The organism is Streptomyces sp. LBL (assembly GCF_029893585.1).
Lineage (GTDB): Bacteria > Actinomycetota > Actinomycetes > Streptomycetales > Streptomycetaceae > Streptomyces.
This window is the reverse complement of record NZ_JARXYX010000026.1, coordinates 100,983-123,263: the sequence shown is the minus strand read 5'-3', so window position 1 is coordinate 123,263 and position 22,281 is coordinate 100,983. Positions and strand designations below refer to the sequence as shown.

The 22,281-nt window shown below is 70.4% G+C and carries 20 protein-coding genes and 1 pseudogene; 12 read left to right on the top strand and 9 right to left on the bottom strand.

The genetic code is table 11. From position 1 onward, the window contains the following. Window positions 1-100: 100 nt before the first annotated feature. Window positions 101-1,426, bottom strand: coding sequence for a M6 family metalloprotease domain-containing protein (locus M2271_RS28715; RefSeq protein WP_280890249.1), 1,326 nt, complete (start codon window positions 1,424-1,426; stop codon window positions 101-103). A gap of 556 nt (window positions 1,427-1,982) precedes the next feature. On the opposite strand from M2271_RS28715, the gene M2271_RS28710 reads away from it, so the two are divergent. Further along, window positions 1,983-2,627, top strand: coding sequence for a helix-turn-helix domain-containing protein (locus M2271_RS28710; RefSeq protein WP_280890248.1), 645 nt, complete (start codon window positions 1,983-1,985; stop codon window positions 2,625-2,627). A gap of 196 nt (window positions 2,628-2,823) precedes the next feature. After that, window positions 2,824-4,365: an MFS transporter gene (locus tag M2271_RS28705; protein WP_280890247.1), complete on the top strand. Its 1,542-nt coding sequence runs from the start codon at window positions 2,824-2,826 to the stop codon at window positions 4,363-4,365. Between the two features lie 95 nt (window positions 4,366-4,460). On the opposite strand, the gene M2271_RS28700 is transcribed toward M2271_RS28705, so the two are convergent. Continuing rightward, a complete protein-coding gene (locus tag M2271_RS28700) occupies window positions 4,461-4,985 on the bottom strand; it encodes a MarR family transcriptional regulator (RefSeq protein ID WP_280890246.1) in 525 nt (174 codons plus the stop codon). A gap of 210 nt (window positions 4,986-5,195) precedes the next feature. Here M2271_RS28700 and M2271_RS28695 point away from each other — a divergent pair, with 210 nt between their 5' ends. Further along, window positions 5,196-6,011, top strand: a complete 816-nt coding sequence (locus M2271_RS28695; RefSeq protein ID WP_280890245.1) for a class III extradiol ring-cleavage dioxygenase — start codon at window positions 5,196-5,198, stop codon at window positions 6,009-6,011. Between the two features lie 227 nt (window positions 6,012-6,238). Here M2271_RS28695 and M2271_RS28690 read toward each other — a convergent pair whose 3' ends face one another. After that, complete coding sequence (locus M2271_RS28690) at window positions 6,239-6,769, bottom strand: N-acetyltransferase family protein (RefSeq protein WP_280890244.1); 531 nt, start codon at window positions 6,767-6,769, stop codon at window positions 6,239-6,241. Between the two features lie 168 nt (window positions 6,770-6,937). Here M2271_RS28690 and M2271_RS28685 point away from each other — a divergent pair, with 168 nt between their 5' ends. Together M2271_RS28685 and M2271_RS28680 are read left to right on the top strand one after the other, a co-directional pair. Then, window positions 6,938-7,933 (top strand): sigma-70 family RNA polymerase sigma factor, encoded by a 996-nt coding sequence (locus M2271_RS28685; RefSeq protein WP_280890243.1) that lies wholly within the window; start codon window positions 6,938-6,940, stop codon window positions 7,931-7,933. Window positions 7,934-8,381: 448 nt separating this feature from the next. Beyond that, window positions 8,382-8,537, top strand: a pseudogene (locus M2271_RS28680) (RNA-guided endonuclease TnpB family protein); the annotation flags it as partial. A gap of 288 nt (window positions 8,538-8,825) precedes the next feature. On the opposite strand, the gene M2271_RS28675 reads toward M2271_RS28680, so the two are convergent. The 4 genes from M2271_RS28675 to M2271_RS28660 all read right to left on the bottom strand — a co-directional run bounded on the left by M2271_RS28675 (window position 8,826) and on the right by M2271_RS28660 (window position 12,411). Then, window positions 8,826-9,482: a response regulator transcription factor gene (locus M2271_RS28675; RefSeq protein WP_280890242.1), complete on the bottom strand. Its 657-nt coding sequence runs from the start codon at window positions 9,480-9,482 to the stop codon at window positions 8,826-8,828. After that, on the bottom strand, window positions 9,479-10,789 hold the full coding sequence (locus M2271_RS28670; RefSeq protein ID WP_280890241.1) for a histidine kinase: 1,311 nt from the start codon (window positions 10,787-10,789) through the stop codon (window positions 9,479-9,481). Before M2271_RS28670 ends, M2271_RS28675 begins: the two co-directional genes overlap by 4 nt. Before the next feature lie 9 nt (window positions 10,790-10,798). Continuing rightward, window positions 10,799-11,881 (bottom strand): YafY family protein, encoded by a 1,083-nt coding sequence (locus M2271_RS28665; RefSeq protein ID WP_280890240.1) that lies wholly within the window; start codon window positions 11,879-11,881, stop codon window positions 10,799-10,801. A gap of 248 nt (window positions 11,882-12,129) precedes the next feature. Then, on the bottom strand, window positions 12,130-12,411 hold the full coding sequence (locus tag M2271_RS28660) for a hypothetical protein (RefSeq protein WP_280890239.1): 282 nt from the start codon (window positions 12,409-12,411) through the stop codon (window positions 12,130-12,132). Here M2271_RS28660 and M2271_RS28655 point away from each other — a divergent pair. The 7 genes from M2271_RS28655 (at window position 12,397) to M2271_RS28625 (ending at window position 19,658) form a co-directional block, all read left to right on the top strand. Then, window positions 12,397-12,909, top strand: coding sequence for a TetR-like C-terminal domain-containing protein (locus tag M2271_RS28655; protein ID WP_280890238.1), 513 nt, complete (start codon window positions 12,397-12,399; stop codon window positions 12,907-12,909). The two genes, M2271_RS28660 and M2271_RS28655, sit on opposite strands and share 15 nt — an antisense overlap. Before the next feature lie 212 nt (window positions 12,910-13,121). Then, complete coding sequence (locus tag M2271_RS28650; RefSeq protein WP_280890277.1) at window positions 13,122-14,591, top strand: MFS transporter; 1,470 nt, start codon at window positions 13,122-13,124, stop codon at window positions 14,589-14,591. 402 nt (window positions 14,592-14,993) lie between these two features. Next, complete coding sequence (locus M2271_RS28645) at window positions 14,994-15,755, top strand: DeoR/GlpR family DNA-binding transcription regulator (protein WP_280890237.1); 762 nt, start codon at window positions 14,994-14,996, stop codon at window positions 15,753-15,755. After that, window positions 15,752-16,699, top strand: a complete 948-nt coding sequence (pfkB, locus tag M2271_RS28640; RefSeq protein ID WP_280890236.1) for a 1-phosphofructokinase — start codon at window positions 15,752-15,754, stop codon at window positions 16,697-16,699. The genes M2271_RS28645 and pfkB overlap by 4 nt, the downstream gene beginning before the upstream one ends. Further along, window positions 16,696-17,166 carry a hypothetical protein gene (locus tag M2271_RS28635; protein ID WP_280890235.1) on the top strand — a complete coding sequence of 157 codons (471 nt, stop codon included), beginning with the start codon at window positions 16,696-16,698 and terminating at the stop codon, window positions 17,164-17,166. Before pfkB ends, M2271_RS28635 begins: the two co-directional genes overlap by 4 nt. Next, the gene (locus tag M2271_RS28630; RefSeq protein ID WP_280890234.1) at window positions 17,163-19,274 is read left to right on the top strand and encodes a fructose-specific PTS transporter subunit EIIC; all 2,112 of its coding nucleotides are present in this window, start codon (window positions 17,163-17,165) and stop codon (window positions 19,272-19,274) included. The genes M2271_RS28635 and M2271_RS28630 overlap by 4 nt, the downstream gene beginning before the upstream one ends. A gap of 132 nt (window positions 19,275-19,406) precedes the next feature. Continuing rightward, window positions 19,407-19,658: a hypothetical protein gene (locus M2271_RS28625; protein ID WP_280890233.1), complete on the top strand. Its 252-nt coding sequence runs from the start codon at window positions 19,407-19,409 to the stop codon at window positions 19,656-19,658. Between the two features lie 182 nt (window positions 19,659-19,840). On the opposite strand, the gene M2271_RS28620 is transcribed toward M2271_RS28625, so the two are convergent. Both M2271_RS28620 and M2271_RS28615 read right to left on the bottom strand, forming a co-directional pair. Then, window positions 19,841-20,587 carry a DUF6227 family protein gene (locus M2271_RS28620; RefSeq protein ID WP_280890232.1) on the bottom strand — a complete coding sequence of 249 codons (747 nt, stop codon included), beginning with the start codon at window positions 20,585-20,587 and terminating at the stop codon, window positions 19,841-19,843. A 186-nt stretch (window positions 20,588-20,773) separates the two neighbouring features. Further along, entirely contained in the window at window positions 20,774-22,009 is a 1,236-nt protein-coding gene (locus tag M2271_RS28615) for an Ig-like domain-containing protein (RefSeq protein WP_280890231.1), read from the bottom strand. Window positions 22,010-22,281 lie beyond the last annotated feature (272 nt).

Here is a 22,281-nt window from a genome sequence, read left to right as displayed (position 1 = left end):
CGGTCGCGGCAGGCCTACCGTAATCCGCAGGCCGATTCGCGAGCCCTGCCGAGCCGCACCCTCGCCCCGGTTCTCTTCTCGCCCTCGCCCTCGCCCTCACTCACCCCCGAGTAACCCGCACCCGATACCTCCCCGACAGGTCCACCCCCGCCACCGAAACCCGGATCCCCCTCCGCGGATCTCGGAACTCCTCCCCGGGGGCGAAGGGCGCGTCCGAGAGTTCCGCGTGGACGTTGGGGGTGTGGGTACAGCCGCCGCTGTCGCGGTGGGAGTCGTACACCGTGATCGGGCCCTGGCCGGTGTCCACGTCCGCGTCGACCTTGTAGATCAGGATGCCTGGGCGGCACACGGTCTCGTCATTGCCCTCGCGGGTGCGCAGTTCGACGGCGTAGCCGGTGCGTCGGCCGAGGGGGATGATCAGCAACTTCGAGCCGCCGGTCCGACCCAGCGGCGTCAGTGTGTACTCGCTCGTCCCCGGCGCCGCGACGCAGTCGACCTGAGTCGCGTCCAGCCAGCCGAGCTTCCACTTGTGCCAGCCGAGCAGGTCGTTGTTGGCCCCCCAGTCCTCGCTCATGATGTCCCAGTGGCCGACCGCGCCCGCGCCCTCCTGGGTGTAGAGGTCGGGCAGGCCGAAGACGTGGCCGTTCTCGTGGGGGAGGACACGGAAACCGGTCCGGTCGTAGGAGCCGGAGCCGTCGTCCTGGCGGGAGTAGATGAAGGAGGCGTTCGCGACGGGGACGCCGTCCGCTATCGGGGCCTGCATGGTGCCCGCGAAGGTCACCGACAGGACCGTGTCCAGCGCCGAGGGGCCGGCGTTCGGCGTCGCCAGTATGTTCAGGAAGTCGTACGACCGGTAGTCCACCTTGGGGTCGGCCGCGGCCACGATGTCCTGGACCAGTTGCCGGTACCCGGGGTCGAAGGGGGCGCCGCGCTCTATGCCGTAGGAGCGGAAGGGCTTCGGCAGACGCAGCCAGCCGGGGATCGGGGTCTCGGGGCGGTAGTCAAGGCGGCCGTAGGAGCTGGTGCGGAACCACTGCCGGGTCTGGGGGAAGAACTCCCGGAAGCGGCTCAGCGCGCTGCCCTGACCCGGCGCGTCGGAGAAGTCGACCATCAGGGTGAGGGCGTGGACGGTGCCGGTGGAGCGGGAGTAGCCGCCGGGGGTGGGGACCCCCTCCGACAGCTGGACCTTGGGTCCGCCGCTGATCATGCAGGGGCCGTGAGTGGTGGAGCGGGCCATGGTGACGGGGCCTGCGTCGGCCGTCGCGGGGAGCGGGGGGAGGTGTCCGGTGCCGGCCGACGTGCTGACCGCGAGGGTCAGCACGGTCACGGACGCGAGGGCGGCTACGCGGCGCGGGCGTATGCGTCGGCAGAGTGGCACCGCAGACGTGCTTGCCCCTCCCCGGGGTCGCCCGGCCTGCGGCTGCATGCATGGCCCCTTCGGTCCGCGGCAGCCGCCGACCTGAAGGCTGCGCCCGTTCGATGCCCTTCCGATCACCCTGTGGCTGGGGATTCGCGGGCGCGCGCTGGAGGAGACCGAACGTGGGTTTTCGCGTTCGAGAGATGCGGCCGGGTGGCGTGGTCGGGTGGCGTGTTCGAGGGAATGCGGCCGGGTGGCGTGGTCGGGTGGCGTGTTCGAGGGAATGCGGCCGGGTGGCGTGGTCGGGCGGCGTGTTCGAGAGACGCGGGCGGTGGCGCGGTCGCGAGGCGCGTTCGGGGAACCGCGTCCGTCAGCGAGTACAGGGAGTCGCGCCCGAAAGCCGCGCCCGAAAGCCCTGCCGCCCGCGGCTCGGCCGCGCCCGAAAGCCCCGCCACCGGCGGTTCAGCCGCGCCCAAACGCCCCGCCCGGGAGGTGTGACTCAGGTCACATGAAATCTTCCCCGGGGCGGGAAATAACCGGGGACGTCTTCCCCGTTTAGCCATGTGTTCAAGCGAAGCGGGGAGACCTTCCCCGGATCGTCACCCGTCAGCCTCAGGAGTACGCCGTGCAGACCGCGAGCCCCGTGCAGCGCAAGGTGACCCGGCCCCGTGCCGACGCCCTGCGCAACCGGGAGCGGATCGTCGCCGCCGCCCGGGAGATGTTCACCGAGTTCGGCCCCGACGTGCCGCTCGACGAGATCGCCCGCCGGGCCGGCGTCGGCAACGCCACGGTGTACCGCAACTTCACGGACCGCGACGCACTCGTCCGCGAGGTCGTCTGCTCGGTCATGGACCGCTGCTCGGAGGCGGCCGAGCAGGCGCTCGCGGAGAGCGGCGACGCCTTCGCGGCGCTGGAGCGCTTCGTGCACGTGTCCGCCGACGAGCGGGTCAGCGCGATGTGCCCGATGCTCTGCACCGCCTTCGACACGAACCACCCCGACCTGGAAGCGGCACGTGAGCGTCTCGAGCAGATCGTCGACGAGCTCATGGACCGCGCCAAGGCGACCGGACAGATGCGCACCGACGTGGGTGTCGGCGACCTGATGGTCGCCATGGCCCAGCTCAGCCGGCCCCCGGCCGGAACCGCGTGCGTCGCCGCCGACCGCTTCGTACACCGTCATCTGCAGCTGTTCGTGGACGGACTGCGGGCCCCGGCCCGCTCCACGCTCCCGGGTACGGCCGCGACCATGGAGGATCTCCGCCAGGCCTGACCGATGAGTTCAGCACCCAGGACCAGTCAACTCCCACAGCGCTTCTCCAGAGGGTCTCCAGAGGTTCCCTAAGACCTTCTCCAAGACCTTCTCCAAGACCTTCGCTGGAACGTTCGGCATCGTCAGCAACGAGGCATCGACGAGCCGTCCCTCACGACACGTTTTTCCGTCCCGAAGTCCCGAAGTGGGTATCCCCATGTCTGAAACAGCCGTCAAGGCTCCTGGCGTCCCGGACGCCAACCGCTGGAAAGCGCTGACGTTCATCGCGCTCGCCCAGTTGATGGTCGTGCTCGACGCGACCATCGTGAACATCGCCCTGCCGTCCGCCCAGCAGGACCTGGGCATATCCGACGGCAACCGGCAGTGGGTCATCACGGCCTACGCCCTCGCCTTCGGCGGACTGCTGCTCTTCGGCGGCCGTATCGCCGACCTGTGGGGCCGCAAGCGCACCTTCGTCGCCGGTCTGATCGGCTTCGCCGGCGCGTCCGCGATCGGCGGCGCGGCCACCAACGAGGCCATGATGCTCGGCGCCCGTGCCCTCCAGGGCGCGTTCGGCGCGCTGCTGGCGCCCGCCGCGCTCTCCCTGCTCGCCGTGATGTTCACGGAGCCCAAGGAGCGCGCCAAGGCGTTCGGCATCTACGGCGCGATCGCCGGTGGCGGCGGCGCCGTCGGCTTCATCCTGGGCGGTGTCCTCACCGAGTACCTCAACTGGCGCTGGACGTTCTTCGTCAACATCCCGTTCGCGATCATCGCGGCCGTGGGCGCGTACTTCGTCGTCCGTGAGCCGGCCGGCGGCCGCAACCGCTCGGCGCTCGACATCCCGGGTGTCGTCCTGTCCGTCCTCGGGCTGGTCACGCTCGTCTACGCCTTCACCCGCGCCGAGTCCGACGGCTGGGGCGACTCGGTGACGGTCGGCCTGTTCGTCGCCTCGGTGGCGCTCCTCGCCGCGTTCGTGTTCACCGAGTCCAAGGTCAAGGCCCCGCTGCTGCCGCTGCGCGTCCTCACCGAGCGCAACCGCGGAGGCGTCTACCTCTCCCTCGGTCTCGCCATCATCGCGATGTTCGGCCTGTTCCTCTTCCTGACCTACTACCTGCAGATCGTGAAGGGCTACACGCCGGTCAAGACCGGCCTCGCCTTCCTGCCGATGATCGGCGGCATGATGGTGGGTTCCACGCAGATCGGCACCCGCCTGATGACCCGGGTCCCCCCGCGCCTGCTGATGGCTCCGGGCTTCCTGGTCGCCGCGACCGGCATGCTGTTCCTCACCCAGCTGGAGATCGGCTCCTCGTACGCCGGTGTCATCCTGCCCGGGATGGTGCTGCTCGGCCTCGGCATGGGTACGGCGTTCATGCCGGCGATGTCCCTGGCCACGTTCGGCATCGAGCCGCGTGACGCCGGTGTCGCCTCCGCGATGGTCAACACCTCGCAGCAGGTGGGCGGCGCGATCGGTACGGCCCTGCTGAACACGATCGCCGCGTCGGCGACGGCCTCGTACATCAAGGACCACATCGGCGGCGCCGGTTCCAAGGCCCAGCAGCAGCTGGTCCAGCTGGAGGGCCAGGTGCACGGCTACACCAACGCGATCTGGTTCGCCGTCGGCATCCTCGTGGTCGCCTCGGCTGTCGCCGCCACGCTCATCAACACCGGCCGGCCGGGTTCCACCACGGTGACCGGTTCCGGTTCCGGATCCGGTCAGGGCGCGGAGGACGAGCTGCCGGTGCCGGTGATCGCGCACTGACGGCGCCTGTCCGGTCGTACCCCCTTCGGGTCATCCGTACGTACGGGGAGGGGACGCCCCGTACGTACGCCCCATCGGACCTGCCCTGGTCGCGCTCAGCGCAGCCAGGGCAGGTCCGCACCCGCTTCGGCGGGCTGAAGTCCCTCGGCGACGATCTCCATGATCTCGCCGAGGGACTTCTGCTGTTCCGGGGTGAGCCGCTCGAACACCGCGTTGCGGACGGCGGCCACATGGCCCGGCGCGGCCTGCTGCAGCACTTCCTGGCCCTGCTCCGTGAGCACCGCGAACTGACCCCGCTTGTCGGAGGGGCAGTCCTCGCGGCGCACCCAGCCGTTCTTCTCCAGGCGGGCGACGGCGTGCGAGAGGCGGGAGCGGGTGATCTTCGCGTGCATGGCGAGCTCGGTCATGCGCAGTCGGCGGTGCGGGGACTCGGAGAGCTGGACGAGAAGGCCGTAGTAGATGTGCGGCAGGCCGGCGTCCCGTTGGAGCTGGCGGTCCATGTGGTCCTCCAGGAGGGTGGAGGCATGGATGTAGGAACGCCAGATGCGCTGTTCCTCGTCGGTGAGCCAGCGGGACTCCTCACGGAGTTCCGTGGCGGGTGCGGGTGTGGATGCCTTCATGTACTCCACTGTACGAGTGCTCTCCTTGAACATTAAACAAACAGGACGTACCCTGGGTCACGTAATAACTTGAGGATTCAAGCTTATGTCTCGGATCTCTGATCTTGGGTCTCTGATCTCTGATCTCTGATCTTTGTTCTCCGATCTCTGTTCTTCTAGTTTCCGTTCTTCCGTCTTCTGTTCTTCTGTTCTCCTGGAGGGAGCCGCGTCATGTCCGCCGCCACCGAGGAGCGCACCCCCGCCGTCCCTGGGCAGCGCATGCCGGCCCTCTATCTCAGTCACGGTGCCCCGCCGCTCGCGGACGACCCGGTCTGGCCCGGCGAACTCGCCGCCTGGTCCGCTGCTCTGCCCCGCCCCAAGGCGATCCTCATGGTCTCGGCCCATTGGGAGGAGGCCCCGCTCGCCCTCGGCGCCGTCGAGCCGGTCCCCCTCGTCTACGACTTCTGGGGCTTCCCCGAGCACTACTACCAGGTGACGTACGGGGCCCCCGGCGCCCCCGGGCTCGCAGAGTCCGTACGTAAACTGCTGCGGGCCCCCGGCACCCCCGTGCAGGACATCCCGGACCGCGGCCTCGACCACGGCGCGTACGTGCCCCTGGTCGAGATGTTCCCCAAGGCCGACATCCCGGTCCTGCAGATCTCCATGCCGACCCTCGACCCGGTGAAGCTCATGGAGATCGGCCGCAAGCTCGCCCCCCTGCGCGACGAGGGCGTACTGATCGTCGGCTCCGGCTTCTTCACCCACAACCTGGCCGCCCTGCGGCACACGGGCGGGGGAGTGCCGACCTGGTCGTCCGAGTTCGACGACTGGGGCCGTCGGGCGCTGGAGACCCGTGACTGGGACGCCCTGCTGGACTTCCTCCACAAGGCCCCGGCCGGCCGCTACGCCCACCCGCGCACCGAGCACTTCGCCCCGCTGTTCGTCACCATGGGCGCGGCGGAGGCCGGCGGTGAGCTCGACGCGCAGAAGTCCGTGATCGACGGGTTCTGGCTGGGGATGGCGAAGCGGTCGGTGCAGTTCGGCTGAGGCGCTCGGGCCTGCCTGAGGGGGGCCTATCGGGGGGCTATCGGGGGGCCGCGGGTCCGTCGAGGGCTTGCGGATTCCTCGGGAGGCCCGCGGACCCTTCGGCGGGCCTGCCGGTTTTTTCGGAGGACCGCGGATCCCTCGGCGGGCCTGCGGGTCCCTCGGAGGACCGCCGATCCCTCGCGGCGGGACTTCCGGTCCCCCAAAGGCCCCGCGGATCCCTGGTCGGCCTACAGCTGCTTCTCGTACCAGGCCACGTCCCAGTAGCGGCCGAACTTGCGGCCCACTTCCCCGTACGTGCCGATGTGCCGGAACCCGAAGCGTTCATGCAGCCGCGTGGACGCTTCGTTGGGCTGCGCGATGCCCGCGTAGGCGCGGTGCACGTCCTCCTCGGCCAGGGCATCGAAGAGGGCCTGGTAGAGGAGGGTGCCGATACCGCGGCGGCCGGCGTGCGGGGCGAGGTAGACGGTGACCTCCACGGAAGTCCCGTACGCGGGCTTGGGGCGGAACGGGCTGGACGTGGTGTAGCCGAGGATCTCCTGTGAGGTTCCTCGGGAAATCGGCTCCGTGGCAACCATCAGCCGGTGCGGGCCGTCTTCAGGGTGGGAGAGCAGCCAAGGGCGGCGCTCTTCCGGAGTGAAGACCGCGGTGTCGAAGGTGATGGGCGTGTCGCGTACGTAGTGGTTGTAGAGGTCGGTGAGAGCTTCGAGGTCACTCTCGACTCCCTGCCTGACCTGCACCTCTGTACGTTCTGTCAACATCGCGTCCTCCTGTGTGGCCGGACAGGGTACTGCATGATCAGGAAAGTAGTGCGGTGGGTTGGGAATTCTGTCCGGTTTCCAGTCGTTGTTTCCTTCGGAAGCAGGGCACCCGAGGTGAGTGCCCAGCGTCTGGAACGCCCGCTGACCCACCATCCCAAGGGAGCACGCATGGCAACCCGTGCCGTCGCCCGTCGTCAGTCCGCCACCGGCCGGACCGGCGGGGCAAGCAGTGTTCGCGCCCATGGCGGCGAGATCGCCGACCGCGACCTGGTCGGCATGTACCTCGACGAGATCGCGCGCACGCCGCTGCTCGACGCCGCCAAGGAAGTCGAGCTGTCCCAGATCATCGAAGCGGGTGTGTTCGCGCGACAGGTCCTCGACGGAGTCGAGGAGGCCAAGGCCGACGCCTCTCGTGAGGAACTCCAGGCCCTGGTCGACGAGAGTGAGCGCGCCAAGGACGTCTTCATCCGCTCCAACCTGCGCCTGGTCGTCGCCGTGGCCCGTCGCTACCCCCGCAGTGGACTCCCGCTCCTTGACCTCATCCAGGAGGGCAACGCCGGCCTGGTGCGTGCGGTCGAGAAGTTCGACTACCGCAAGGGCTTCAAGTTCTCGACGTACGCGACCTGGTGGATCCGTCAGGCGATCACCCGCTCGATAGCAGACCAGTCGCGCACCATCCGGCTGCCCGTCCACCTGGTGGAGGAACTGGGCCGGATCCGCCGGGTGCAGCGCGAGTTCAACCGTGAGCACGGCCGCGACCCGGAGCCCGCGGAGATCGCCGCCGAGCTCGGCTCGAACCCGGAGCGCGTCGTGGACGTCCTGGACTGGGCCCGCGACCCGGTCTCCCTCAACATGGCGGTGGACGACGACGGTGACACCCAGTTCGGCGACCTCCTGGAGGACACCTCGGCGGTCTCCCCGGAGCAGTCCGTGCTGACCCTGCTGCGCAGCGAGGAACTCGACGACCTCATCGGCCGCCTCGACCAGCGCACGGCCTCCATCATCAAGATGCGGTACGGCATCGAGGACGGCCGCGAACGCACGCTCACCGAGGTCGGCAAGGAGCACGGCCTCACGCGAGAGCGCATCCGCCAGATCGAGAAGCACGCCCTGATGGAACTGAAGAAGCTGGCCCGCCACACGGGCTTCGACGCGGCGGCGTGACGCGCTGTCGGCGTGATGCGCTGTCGGCGTACGCCGGGTGGTGTACGCCGGGTGGCGTGCGCCGGGTGACAAAAGCCAGCGCAAACTGGCGTCGTAACGCCGCATCAACCTACTGGGCTCTGGGAACAAGACTTCAGGGTCCAGGAGTTCGAGTCCAGGACCACGTCCCGGACCCCTGAGCCAAGTCCCGTCGCCCTCCCCCCCCCGGCGCCGGGACTTCCCCCGAGCCGGACTTCGGCGCCCCTCCCCCCGGGCGCCGGGTCCGGCTCGTTCTGCGCGTCCGGCTCGTTCTGTGTACCCGGTCTCGTTCTGTGCGCCTGGGTTCGCCCCGGGGTGCTCAAGTGGCGGGACACCCCGTACCTGAACCCGGGGTGGCCCGCCGAAGGACAGATTCTTTCACCTGGTTCTTGCGAGGAGGCCCAGGCGTTCACCGCAGGGGGACCCCCAGCCCCTGGGTGAGCGCACCTACACCTGCACCGTATGCGGAGCCGCGTCCCCACGGGACAAGAACTCCGCACGCGTCATGCTCGTCCGGACTGGTCTCAACCCGGCTGGTGCCGAGGGCGCAAGACCTCCTGGAGCGCTGCTCCAGGAGGCAGCCTGAGCCAGGAATCCCCTCCCCCTTCAGGGAGGGGAGGATTCAAAGGGCATAGCGTCTCTGATCGGCTGAGCGATCCCATGTCGGACATGGTGCCCCGGTCAGCCATAGTGTCCGGCAACGGGATCCCACCTCTGGAGTGGTGGCATGGGTGATCCGCTATGGCGCTGCGGGCCTTTTTGCTCAGCAGGCCACTGCCCGTGACCACGTCCTGAGCGGGGACCGGTCGCGGGTGCTGGTTGTTGGGACCGGCCGTGGGGGCCGGCTCGGGCGGCCTCCGCCCCGAGGAACCGGTCAGCCGTTGCCGCCCAGCCCCGCGTCGCGGGCCAGCAGGGCGGCCTGGACGCGGTTGCCGGATCCCAGAGCGCTGAGGATCCGGCTGACGTGTGCCTTGACGGTGCTCTCGCGCATCCCCAGTGCCGCCGCGATCTCCGCGTTGGAATCACCTTGTGCGAGCCGGGCGAGAACGTCCGTCTCACGGGGCGTCAGCCCCCCGATGCGGGTGCGTGCTTCCAGCGCTTCGGGGCGGGCCGCGCGGTGGAAGTGGTCGATCAGGCGACGGGCGGCAGCCGGGTGCAGCATGCCGTGGCCGTCCGCCACCACGTGCACCGCGCGGATGATCTCGCGCGGTTCCGTGTCCTTGAGGAGGAAGCCGTCGGCGCCGGCGGCGAGCGCGTCGTAGACGTACTCGTCCAGGTCGAAGGTGGTCAGGGTGATCACCCGCGGTGGGGCCGGGAGCGCGCGCAGCCGACGGGTCGCGGTGATGCCGTCCATGCGGGGCATCCGCACGTCGACCAGGGCCACGTCGATCCGGTGCAGGCTCGCCTGTTCGACCGCGGCCAGGCCGTCCGACGCCTCGGCGACGACGGTGAGTCCCGGGTCGGTGGACAGCAGGTCGACGAGACCGAGCCGGACCAGGGCGTCGTCGTCGACCACCAGAACATTGATCATGAGACGGACGCCGACGGGGAGACGGGGGAGGGCGCGGGCAGCCGGGCGGAGAGTCGCCAACCGCCGCCGGAGGCACCGGTGTGCAGCTGGCCGCCCAGCGCCGCGACCCGCTCAGCCAGACCGATCAGGCCATAGCCACCCGGCATCGCGGAACCTCCGGAGATCGTGGACTGCCCGATGGTCACCGGCCCGTCGGCGTCGGCGTCGGCGTCCGTTCGGGTGTTGGTGTTGGTGGTCGGTTCGGCGGGTCCGTTCACCACTTCCACCGTCGTGACCGGTGGCCCGTAGTGCACGCTGACCGCGACGGGGGCGTCATGAGCATGCCTGCGGGCATTGGTCAGAGCCTCCCGTACGAGGCGGTGGACCGCCAGGCGGTGGCTGGTGGACGCGCTCTCCACATCACCGGACACCACGGACTCGATCACCTGGCCGGCGGCCCTGGCCTCGGCGAGCAGCTCTTCCAGGTCCCGCAGTGCCGGCACCGGAACAGGTACCGCGGTTTCGGCCCCGTCGGCCCCGTCCGCCCGCACCCCCTCGGCTCCGTCCGTCCTGTCGGCTCCGTCGGGCCGGTCGAACCGGAGCGCCCCCAGCACCTCGCGCAGATCGTCCAGTGCCTGCCCGGCCGTGCCGCGCAACAGGGCCAATCGCTCCAGGCCGGCCGGTGACATTCCCTCCTCGCGCAACTGGAGCACTCCGGCATGCAGCATCAGCAGGCTCAGCCGGTGCGCGAGCACATCGTGCATCTCGCGGGCGATCCGGGCCCGCTCCGCCAACCGTGCCTGCTCGGCGCGCAGTTCGCGCTCCACCCGCAGCTGTTCCACCTGGTCCCGCAGCGCGCCCAGCAGTTTGCGCCGGCTGCCCACCCACATGCCGAGGGTCAGGGCCAGGGCCACCAGTACGGCGTTCCCGACACCGGAGACGGTCCAGGTGCTCACCCGTCCCCAGGAGAGCGGGCGTCCCAGCGCCAGCGCGAGAGCCAGCCAGGGCAGCCCGCTGGCTCCTGCGATTCCCAGGCACACCCACACCGCCCGCAACCGGCCCCGCGAGGCGAAGTGATACAGGGTCACCAGCAACGGGAACACCGAGCCCAGGACGACCGCGGCCAACGCCAGGCCCGCCACCACCCGCGGGAACCGGTGGCGGCCGAGCGCCCCGAGGGACGCGGCTATCGCGACCCACGGCGCGGGGTCGGCCAGGGTGTCGCCACCGGCCGACCGGAAGCCCTCCAGCGTGGACAGCAGGGCGAGCAGCACCGCCGACGGCGCCTCCACCCACAGCGGCACCTCACGATCCGCTCCGGAAATCACCTTGTCATCCTAGGGACGATGCTGTCCCCGGACCCCCGACGAACGGAGATCGCGACCCTCGACTTTCGTCGGTGCCGTCGCCGCACCATCGGCAGATTCCGTGGCGCCCGGCGCTGCACCGCTCACCTCACCCCCCGCCCGAACCAATCGCTCACCCAACTCCCGTACGCACCGAGCCAGTTCCTCCGGCTCCCGCACGCTGAAATCGAATCCGAGCATCGCCAGGCGCACCGCCAGCCGGTCCACGGCGTCGCCCACGGAGCCCCGTAGGAGACATCGCCCTCCGTCGATGGCCTCCGGTACGCCCAGCCATTCGGGGACCCGCGCGGCGACCGCCTCGGCCGGTGCGTCGAACGTGACCGTGAAGTCGTACGTCTCCTGCCGGCCGCCGTACATCGACCGGCGGAGGTATTCCGCCGCGCTCCCGGTCGGCAACTCCCGCGGAGCGAACCGCGCCCCGGTCGCGAAGGGCGCGCTCACCCGGTCGACGCGGAACGTACGCCAGTCGCCGCGATCGAGGTCGTACGCCACGAGGTACCACCGCCGCCCGGTCGACACCAGCCGGCACGGTTCGACCATGCGCCGCGACTCGACCCCGTCCCGCGCCCGGTAGGCGAACCGCAGCCGCTCCTGCCCGGCCACCGTGGAGGCCATCACGATCAGCGTCTCGGGCGCGATGCTCGCCCCGTCCCCGCTGGTCAGCGGCGTGGTCGCGGCCTGGAGGGTGGAGATGCGGTGGCGCAGCCGGGAGGGCAGGACCTGTTCCAGCTTGGCCAGCGCCCGTACGGACGCCTCGTCCACGCCCTCCAGCGCGTGCCCGGCGCCGGCCCGCAGCCCGACCGCGATCGCCACGGCCTCCTCGTCGTCGAGGACGAGCGGCGGCATCGCCTTCCCTGCGACAAGCCGGTACCCGCCGTCCGCCCCCTTGGTCGCCTGTACGGGATAGCCCAGTTCCCGGAGCCGGTCGATGTCCCGTCGGACCGTACGGCGGGACACCCCGAGTCGCTCGGAGAGCTCTCCGCCGGGCCATTCGCGGGGCGTCTGCAGGAGGGAGAGGAGTTGGAGGAGCCGGGCCGGAGTGTCCGTCGTCATGAGTGTTCCGCTGTCATGAGTGTTCCGTCGTCATGAGTTCGAGGATGCCGCAGAACCAGTGTGACCACGGCGCTCGTGGTGGTGGTGGTGGTGGTGGTGGTGGTGGTGGTGACGAGCCAGTGGGCGCCGGGCGGGGGCGGCTTGGGATCTGGGCCGAAGCCGCCCCCGCGCCTCGGGATCGGAACCGGAACCGGAACCGGAGAGTTGTCAGCGGCCGTCGGCGGGCAGCGCGAACACCACGTTGTTCGTCAGCCGCTGTAGGCGGGCGTGACTGCCTTCGGGTAGTGGCGGCGCAGGTTGGCGGTGAGGATGCGGTCGAGCGTGCGGTCGGGCAGTATCCGGGTCAGGCGGGTGATCAGGGCGGCATCCCGACCGACGGTGTAGCGGGTGCGCGGTCTGCGGGTCGTCACGGCCTTCGCGATGACCCGGGCGGCGGCGTCGGCGGTCAGGCCCGATGCGGTGCCCGAGGTCATCAGCGTGTTGGTCGCCGTGACCAGGCCGCCGTAGCGTTCGTCATGCTCCGGGGTCATCTGGGCGACCAGGTGCGCGCCCTGCGGGCCGACCCGGCCCTGTCGGCCTCCGAGAAGCTGTGCGGCACCCTCCGCGCCCTCATCGGCGTCGGCCGGGACCAGCCGCACCTGTACCAGATGTTGTTCAGGCCGCGTCGACGCGGTCCCGGACGGCGCGGTGAAGGGCTCGATCGCGTCCGGCTTCAGCTCCAGCTCTGCGGACCGGAGGGCGACCCGGCCGCAGCCGACCGCGCGGCCGAACGTTTCCAGGACGAGTTCCTGCCCGTCGTCGCCGCCCTCGTGGGGGAGCAGGACGCACGGCACTACGGCGCCCTGCTGCTCACCAGCGCCCACGGCATCGCGGGCATGGAACTCAGCGGCCACCTCGACACGGACAAGTGGCACATCACCGCCGACGAGCTCGTCGACACCCTCGTTCGCATGGTCGCGGATGCCGGGGACGCGACAGAGCAACGCCCGCGCCTGTCCGATAGGGAAGTAGGACATGGCCTGACCTAATGAGGTCATAGCTTGACGACATGACCTCCACCGACACCCTCGTGGACAGCCCGGCTCCTGACCCTGACCCGGACTCTGACCTGGCCTCGGACTCTGACCTGGCCTCGGACCCTGACCTGGCCTCGGACCCTGACCTGGCCTCGGACTCTGACCCGGCCTCGGGTCCGACCCCGGCGGCCGACCGGCGACGCTGGTTCGCCCTCGCCATCGTGATGACCGCGGCCTTCATGGACCTCGTCGACGTCACGATCGTCAATATCGCCATCCCGTCCATCCAGAAGGACGCGGGCGCCTCCGTCAGTCAGATCCAGTGGATAACGGCCGGCTACGCGCTCGCCTTCGCCGCCGGTCTGATCACCGGCGGACGTCTCGGTGACATCCACGGCCGCAAACGGCTGTTCCTGATCGGTATCGGCGGCTTCACGATCGCCTCCGCGCTGTGCGGCTTCGCCGCGAACCCGGAGATGCTGGTCGCCTCCCGCATCCTGCAGGGCGGCATGGCGGCGCTGATGGTGCCGCAGGTCCTGTCGATCGTGCACGCCACCTTCCCGGCGCACGAACGCGGCAAGGTGTTCGGTCTCTTCGGGGCGATCGTCGGCCTGGGCGCCGTCTCCGGCCCGCTGCTCGGCGCGCTGCTGACCGAGTGGAACCTGTTCGGACTGGAATGGCGGCCGATCTTCCTCATCAACCTGCCGGTCGGTGTCGCGGGCCTCATCCTCGGCCGTCGCTTCATCACCGAGTCGAAGGCGCCGAAGGCGCTGAAACTGGACCTCGTCGGCGTCGCCCTCGTCATCCTCGGCCTGCTGATGCTGCTCTACCCGCTCACCCGCGGCCGCGAGCTGGACTGGCCGCTGTGGGGGTACGTCTCGATGGCCGGCGCGTTCGGCGTCTTCGGTGCGCTGGTGGCGTACGAGAAGCGCAAGGCGGCGCGCGACGGCTCCCCGCTGATCGAACTGTCGCTGTTCAAGGTGAAGAGCTTCGCCGCCGGCATCGCCGTGCAGACCGTCTTCGGTGTCGGACTGGGCATCTTCTTCCTGGTGTGGACCCTGTACATGCAGACGGGCCTGGGCTGGAGCCCGCTGAAGGCCGGGCTGACAGGCGTCCCGTTCTCGATCGCCGTGTCGACGGCGGCCGGTCTGTCGGTCCAGAAGCTGGTCCCGCGCTTCGGGCGCAAGGTGCTGCAGGCAGGCGCGCTGCTGATGGGGACGGGCGTACTGCTCTACATCTGGGAGTCCGAGCACTACGGCCTCGGTATCGCGTCCTGGCAGATGGCCCTGCCGCTGGTCGTGATGGGCGTGGGGATGGGGCTGATCGTCGCGCCGCTGACGGACGCGGTGCTCTCGGACGTGCCGCGCGAGCACTCCGGTTCGGCGTCGGGTCTCATCAACACCGTGCAGCAGATGGGTAACGCGCTGGGGCTCGGTCTGGTGTCGGTCGTCTACTTCGGCGAGATCGGCGACGGACTGCTGCCCGCCCAGGTGGGCCCGGCCTTCGTCGACGCCTTCTCGCACGCGCTGGGCTGGGTGGCCGCCGTGATGGGCGTGATCTTCCTGCTGATGTTCGCCCTGCCGAAGCGGCCGGCGCAGCATGTGGAAGGGGACGAGGCGAGCCTTGCGGAGGCGGAGGCGGAGGCGGAGGCGGAGGCGGAGGCGGAGGTGAAGAAGCCCGAGCTCGTGGGCTGAGGCGCGGGTGGGCCGGGTTCGTGGGTGGGCTGCGGGTGGGCCGGGTTCGTGGGTGGGCTGGTTCGGGGCTGAGCTGCGGGTGGGCTGGGGCGGGGGTGGGCTGGTTCGGGGCTGAGCTGCGGGTGGCCCTGAGTCGTGGGAGGCATGGGCTCATGTCCGAGCCGCGGGAGGCCCGGGCTCGCGTCCTGAGCCGCGGGCGGCCCTGAGCCGCGGGAGGCCGGGGCTCTGTCCTGAGCCCCGGATGGGAAGGGCCCGGCGCCGGAAACGGTGCCGGGTCTTTCGTATCCGCCCGGAAGTCCGTTCATGCCCGAATGACGTCCGAACCTGTTTACTTTCCGGAAATCCGGGCGTAGCGTCCCTGACGAAACCACAAGTTCGGGCACAGGTCGGAGGCGAACGGACATGTACGCACCGGAGCGGCAGCAGGAGATCCTCCGGCTCGCCCGGGACGGCGGCCGAGTGGATGTCGTGTCGCTGGCGGAGGAGTTCCAGGTCACGGCGGAGACGATCCGCCGGGACCTGAAGTCCCTCGACCGCGCCGGCCTCCTGCGCCGGGTGCACGGCGGCGCCATCCCGGCCGGCCGCCTCGACTTCGAGCCGGACCTCGCCGAGCGCGAGACGACGGCGGCCGACGAGAAGGACCGCATCGCCAAGGCCGCCCTCGCCGAGCTGCCGACCGAGGGCACGATGGTCCTCGACGCCGGAACGACGGTCGCCCGCCTGGCCGCCGCCATTCCGCTCGAGGTATCGCTCACCGTCGTCACGCACAGCCTGCCGATCGCGGCCCGCCTCGCGGACCACCCCGGCATCCAGCTCCACCTCGTCGGGGGGCGTGTACGGCACCGTACGCGCGCCGCCGTGGACGCGTGGGCGCTGCGGGCGTACGGCGAGATCCGCGCCGATGTCCTCTTCGTGGCGGCCAACGGCTTCTCCGCCGAGCATGGCCTGACCACCCCCGACCTCGCGGAGGCCGCGGTGAAGCGGGCGGCGATGGCCGCGGCCCGCCGTGTGGTGCTGCTCGCCGACTCCGCCAAGCACGGCCAGGAGCACTTCGCCCGCTTCGGCGGCCTGAGCGACGTGGACCTGCTGATCACTGACAGCGGGCTGAGCCCCGAAGACGCCACCGCGATCGAGCGCGGCGGCACGGAGGTAGTGCGCGCATGATCCTCACCGTCACCCCGAACCCGTCCCTGGACCGCACCTACGAGGTTCCCTCGCTGGACCGTGGCGAGGTCATCCGCGCCACCGGCGAGCGCATGGACCCGGGCGGCAAGGGCGTGAACGTCTCACGCGCGGTCTCGGCCGCCGGACAGCGCACGGTCGCGGTACTGCCCCTGGGTGGTGCGCCGGGCGCACTCGTCGCCGACCTGCTCGACGCGCAGGGCATCGAGGTCGCGCCGGTACCGGTCGCCGGAGCCACCCGCTCGAACATCGCGCTCGCGGAGTCCAACGGTGTCCTCACGAAGATCAACGCGCCGGGTCCCGAACTGTCGCTGGAGGAGCAGGAGTTGCTCCTGGAAACGGTCCGCGCGCAGTCGGGCGACGCGGACTGGATCGCCTGCTGCGGAAGCCTGCCACGGGGGCTCGCGCCGTCCTGGTACGCGGCGCTCGTCGCCCGGGCGCACGCCGCGGGCAAGCGCATCGCGCTGGACACCTCGGGGCCCGCGCTCCTGGAGGCGTTGCGCGAGCGGCCCGACGTGGTGAAGCCCAACGCCGAGGAGCTCGCGCAAGCCGTCGGGCGCCCCCTGTCCACGGTGGGCGACGCGGTGAAGGCGGCCGAGGAGTTGCGCGAGATGGGCGCGCGCGCCGTACTCGCGAGCCTGGGCGCCGACGGGCAACTGCTCGTGGACGGCGCGGGCTCCTGGTTCGGCAGCGCCCGCGTGGACGTCGTACGCAGCAATGTGGGCGCCGGTGACTCCTCCCTCGCCGGTTTCCTGATCGCCGGCGGCAGCGGCCCGGAAGCCCTGGCCTCCGCGGTCGCCCACGGCGCGGCGGCCGTCCAACTGCCCGGCAGCGTGATGCCGACACCGGCCGACCTGGACCCGGCAGCGGTGACGGTCACGGCCGAGGTGCCGGTGGATCGTGTACTGACGGAGCCCATCTCATGAATCCTCGTACGACCCCCAAAACGGCGATCACCACGACAGCGGCGACGTCGGCGGTCACCACGACAGCTGCGATCACCACGGCGCCTCGCCCGACGGCGACGACCGCCAGGGCCATCACGGCCACGGCGGCCATCCCGACGGCGACGGCGACAGCCGCCACGGCCACGACGGCCATCAGGACCGCCACGGCCGCCACAGTCATCACGCCCGCCGCGCCCGCCGCGCTCCTCTCGGAACCGGTCCTGGAGCGGCGAGGCTCCCTGTTACTCGCCGCCGACGACGGGCAGCAGGTCCACCCGAACCGCCCTGCCGCCCTGGGGAGGCGAGGTTTCCCCGGCCCCGCCTTCACCGACACAGATGTCCCCCGATCGCCCCATCCCGCAACGGCACACTGCACCCCCGTCCCCACCCCCGTCCCCGCCCACCCCACTCCCCGGGCGATACGCGTGCGAAGGAACCCGCGATGAGCGAGATGATCACCGCGGACCTGGTCGATCTCGACCTGTCCGCCGACAGCAAGGAAGCGGCGGCGCGTGCCCTCGCCGAGCGCATGGTGGCCCTGGGCCGGGTGACCGACCTGGGGGGCTTCCTCGCCGACGTGGCCGCCCGTGAGGCGCAGATGCCGACCGGCCTCGACGGCGGCATCGGCATCCCGCACTGCCGTAGCGAGCATGTCACCGAGCCGACGCTCGCCTTCGGGCGCAGCGCCTCCGGTGTCGACTTCGGCGCCGCGGACGGCCCCGCCGACCTGATCTTCCTGATCGCCGCGCCGGCCGGCGCGGACGACGCCCACCTGACGATCCTGTCCTCACTGGCCCGCCAGCTGATGAACGCCGAGTTCACCGCCGCGCTGCGCTCGGTGGACGACGCGACCGCCGCGGCCGCGCTGATCCGCGGGGAGAAGCCCTCCGCCGCGGCCGGTTCCGAAGACTCCGTGGCGGCGCCGGCGGCGGCCTCCGCCGGCGCCGCCACGGGTACCGACGACGCGAAGGACGCCGGGAACGCCAAGGCCGCCAAGGCCGCCAAGGCCGCCAAGGACACCCAGGGCGCCGACGCTTCCTCGGAGCGTCCCTTCCGTATCGTCGCCGTCACCTCCTGCCCGACCGGTATCGCCCACACGTACATGGCGGCCGAGTCACTGGAGAACGCCGGCCGTGAGGCGGGCGTGGAACTCCTCGTGGAGACGCAGGGCTCCGCAGGCTTCACCCGGCTCGACCCGGCGGTCATCGCGGCGGCGGACGGCGTGATCTTCGCCCACGACGTGCCCGTACGGGACAAGGACCGCTTCGCCGGGAAGCCGACCGTCGACGTCGGCGTGAAGGCCGGCATCAACCGCCCCGGCGAGCTGATCACCGAGGTGCGCGGGAAGGCCCAGCGCGGCGAGGTCACCGCGGGCTCCGTCCCCGGCACCCCCGTCGAGCGCTCCGGCGACTCCACCGAGGGCTACGGCGCCAAGCTCCGCACGTGGCTGATGTCCGGCGTCAGCTACATGGTCCCGTTCGTCGCGGCGGGCGGTCTGCTGATCGCCCTCGGGTTCGCGATCGGCGGCTACAAGATCAACAGCGCCCCGTCGGTCATGGACCACTTCGTGTGGACCCAGGCGGACAGCTGGGGCGCCCTGCTCTTCCAGATCGGCGGCGTCGCCTTCGGCTTCCTCGTCCCGGTACTGGCCGGCTACATCGCGTACGGCATGGCGGACCGCCCCGGTCTCGTGCCCGGCTTCGTCGGCGGCGCGATCTCACTCACCATCAACGCCGGCTTCCTCGGCGGTCTGGCGGCCGGTCTGATCGCCGGTGGCGTGGTGATGGCCATCCAGAAGGTCGGCATCCCGGCGGCGCTGCGCGGCATCATGCCGGTGGTGGTGATCCCGCTGATCTCCTCGGCGATCGTCGGGTTCCTGATGTTCGTGGTGATCGGCAAGCCCATCGCGTCCGCGCAGAAGGGCATGACCGACTGGCTCAACGGCCTCACCGGCAGCAACGCCGTCCTGCTGGGCCTGCTGCTCGGTCTGATGATGTGCTTCGACCTCGGCGGCCCGGTCAACAAGGTCGCGTACACCTTCGCCACTGCCGGTATCGCCGTCGCGAGCCCCAGCGACTCCGCGATGAAGATCATGGCGGCCGTGATGGCGGCCGGTATGGTCCCGCCGCTGGCCATGGCGCTGGCGACGACCGTGCGCGGCAAGCTCTTCACCGAGACCGAGCGCGAGAACGGCAAGGCCGCCTGGGTGCTGGGCGCCTCCTTCATCTCGGAAGGCGCGATCCCGTTCGCCGCGGCCGACCCGCTACGGGTCATCCCGTCCTCGATGGTCGGCGGCGCGGTCACCGGCGCCCTGTCGATGGCCTTCGGCGCCACGCTGCGCGCCCCGCACGGCGGCATCTTCGTGGTTCCGCTGATCGGCAACCCGTTCCTCTACCTGGTCGCCATCGCGGCCGGCGTCTGCGTCACGACCGCGCTGGTCGTCGTACTGAAGAGCTTGCGCAAGCCGGCACCGGGCACCGCGCCCGTCTCCGCGTCCGCGGAGGAGGGCACCGCCGTGGCGGCGGCCGAGCCGAAGCAGCCGGTCGCGGCATAAGCGGCATGACCATGAGGGCGCCTCAGGACACGCAGTCTGGCCCCTTTGGAACACTGTGAGGTGTTCACGGCACATGCGAGATACATCACGGTCCGGGACTTCGGCCCCGGACCGTGGTGTCTACTGGAACGCATGCCTGAGCACGTCTCGGTCTACCAACTCCTTGGTATGACTTTCCTCGTCCTGGTGACCGTCGCCTGGGGGATCGGTCTGGCCGTGATGCTCCGCCGCGGTCGCACCGACGCCGCCCGCCGACGCGCGCTGACCCTGCCCGCGCTGCCGCACCAGCGTCAGGTCGGCCCGCACCGGGAGTCCGTCGAGCTGACCCCGGCCGAGCAGGACGAGTTCGCGGGCCTGGTACGACGCCTCAGCACCGGCCCCTGACCACACCGGGCAGAGCCTGTGCGCCCCGCGCACCCCGAACCCGCATCTCGTGCGTCGCGCAGGCTGCGCACCTCGGCTGCCAACAGCCCGTTCGCAGCCTGCGCGCCCAGCCCGTCCGCAGCCTGTGCGCCCCCGGGTCGGCAGGCTGTGCGCCCGCCCGCAGGCAAGCCGGGTGTCCCGCCTCAGGAGAGCTGTGCCGCCCGCCGCTCCATCGCGTCCCTGGCCCGGTCCTCGCTCAGGTACACCTCGCACATGTGCCGGCCGTCGGGTGTGGCCGTGTGCTCGACCTCCCAGAGGGAGACCTCCTCGCCGTCGCGCAGCAGGAACGCGTGCTCGTAGAGCGAGAAACACAGCCCGGCGCGGCCCGTCCGGCCCAGGCGCCCGAAGGCCTGGATGATCTGGTGGGCGCATGCCGTGGCCAGCAGGGTGGCCGTGTCCGTGCCCGGCCGGTCCGCGTTCTCCGCCCGGCGCAGCAGCCGACGCGCGTGGTCCGCCGAGTTGTCCGACACATACGCGTGGCGCGGCAAGCTGACCGGCGAGAGTTGGACCGTCACCGGCAGCTCGAAGTCCGGGGCGTCCGGCGGCAGCGGAAGCCGCGCGGTGGCGGTGCGCAGCTCCTCCTGGTCGACATACACCTCGTGCTGCGGGACGCCGTCCGGGGCGGTGTTGTGGACGAGCTCCCACAGGGTGAGCGCCGAACCGTCGACCAGCAGCCAGGTGTGCCGGTACGTCTCGCGGTGCAGCCCCGCGCTGTGGTGCGCGGAGTGCAGCGAACTGTCGTGCGCCAGCGCGCAGTCCAGCCGCGCCATCGTCTCGTCGGGCAGCTCGAAGGAGTTCAGGGCACGGCCGAGGAGCCGCGCGAGGTGCTCCTCCGGAGACTCGGGCGACTCGGGTGGTTCGTACGCTGCCCTCTCGTACGGAACGCTCAAGGTTTCTCCCGGCGTTGCTGCATGTCACCTTGTGGGTGCATACCGTAGCCCCTCGGTCGGACATCATGTCCGCGAACCGAGGAAACGTATGCCGGGAAAACGCCCGGTCCGCGGGGAAAGTTCCCACGAGAACGGATGATTCGTCAAAAATCGCCGGTCAGCGGCTGCTTGCGGTTCGGGCCGGGATCAGGTGGCGCTGCCCGCGATCCACTCGCTCCATGCCATGTTCCAGCCGTTGAGCCCGTTGTCGGGAGTCACCGTCTTGTCCGGGGAGTGCTTGACGATCACCACGTCCCCGAGGATCGAGCTGTCGTAGAACCACTTGGCCGTCGTGTCGCCCTGGGCGCCCCGTACGTCCTGCAGGCCCACGCAGCCGTGGCTGGTGCCCTCGCGGCCGAAGGGCGGGTTGGCCTTGTTGTACCAGTAGTTGCCGTGGATGAAGGTCCCCGAACTCGTCAGCCGCATCGCGTGCGGGACGTCCGGGATGTTGTACGCGTTGGCGAGGTCGACCGTCCTGCTGTCCATCCGGATCTGCGGGTACTTCTCGGAGATCACCATCTGTCCGTTGTACGTGGTGAACTCGGGGCTGCCCGCCGAGATCGGCACCTTCCTGAGGGTCCTGCCGTCCCGCACCACCGTCATGGTCTGCGCGTTCACATCGACCGTCGACACCTGTGAGCGCCCGATCGTGAAGGTGACGGTCTTCTTCTGCACCCCGATGACGCCGTTCGTGCTCTTGACCCCGTCCAGGTCGATCTTCATCGTGACTTTGGATCCGGCCTTCCAGTACTCCTCGGGCCGGAAGTCGAGCCGTTGCGCCCCGAACCAGTGCCCGACCACCTTCTGCCCGCCGCTGGAACTGACCGTGATGTGTGACTGAACGGCCTTCCTGTCGGTGATGGCCTTGTCGAAGGTGAACGACACCGGCATCCCGACGCCGACCGTCGTCCCGTTGTCGGGCGTGTACGTGCCGATGAAGCTGTTCGCCTTGGAGACGGTGGTGAACACGGAGTCCGCGGCGGTCGCCTTGCCCTTTGAGTCCTTCGCCGTCGCCGATATCTCGTACTTCGTCCCGCGCTCCAGCTGTTCCTTCGGCTTCCACCCGCCACCGCCCGCCGCCAACGTCCCGGTGACAGGCCGGCCCGTACCCGCGACCGTCATCTTCACCCCGGTCAGTGTGCCGTTCGTGACCTGCACACCGGTCGAGTTGATCGACGCACCGGTCGAACCGTTCTTCGCCGAGATGAGGATCTTCGCGGCGGACGTGCGGGGCGAGCCGTCACCGCCCTTGCCGTCGGTCCCGGTGTCCGCGCTTCCACCGCAGGCCGTCAGGGTCAGGGCGCCGACCGTCAGGACGGCACCTACCCCGAGCACACGCCGCGTTGTTGTGTCCGGCCTTGTCACGAGCTGCTCCCGGTTCATGTGGTGTGGGTGATCCGCTCCAGTGCGTGGAGAAAGAGGGGATCGAGGACGGGTCGGGTTCCCAGCGGCGGGGATGAACGCCTTCGCGTGACACAACCGGGACAATCGCCATACCCGGGCCGTCGGCCGTCGGCCGTCGGCCGTCGGTCGACGACCGCCCAGCGGCTTCCCTGTACTTCCCCGTGCACCTCGCGCTGCGCCTCCCTGTGCGGACTCCCCCTGGACTCCCCCTGGACTCCCCCTGGACTTCCCCTGGACTTCCCCGTGCAGGT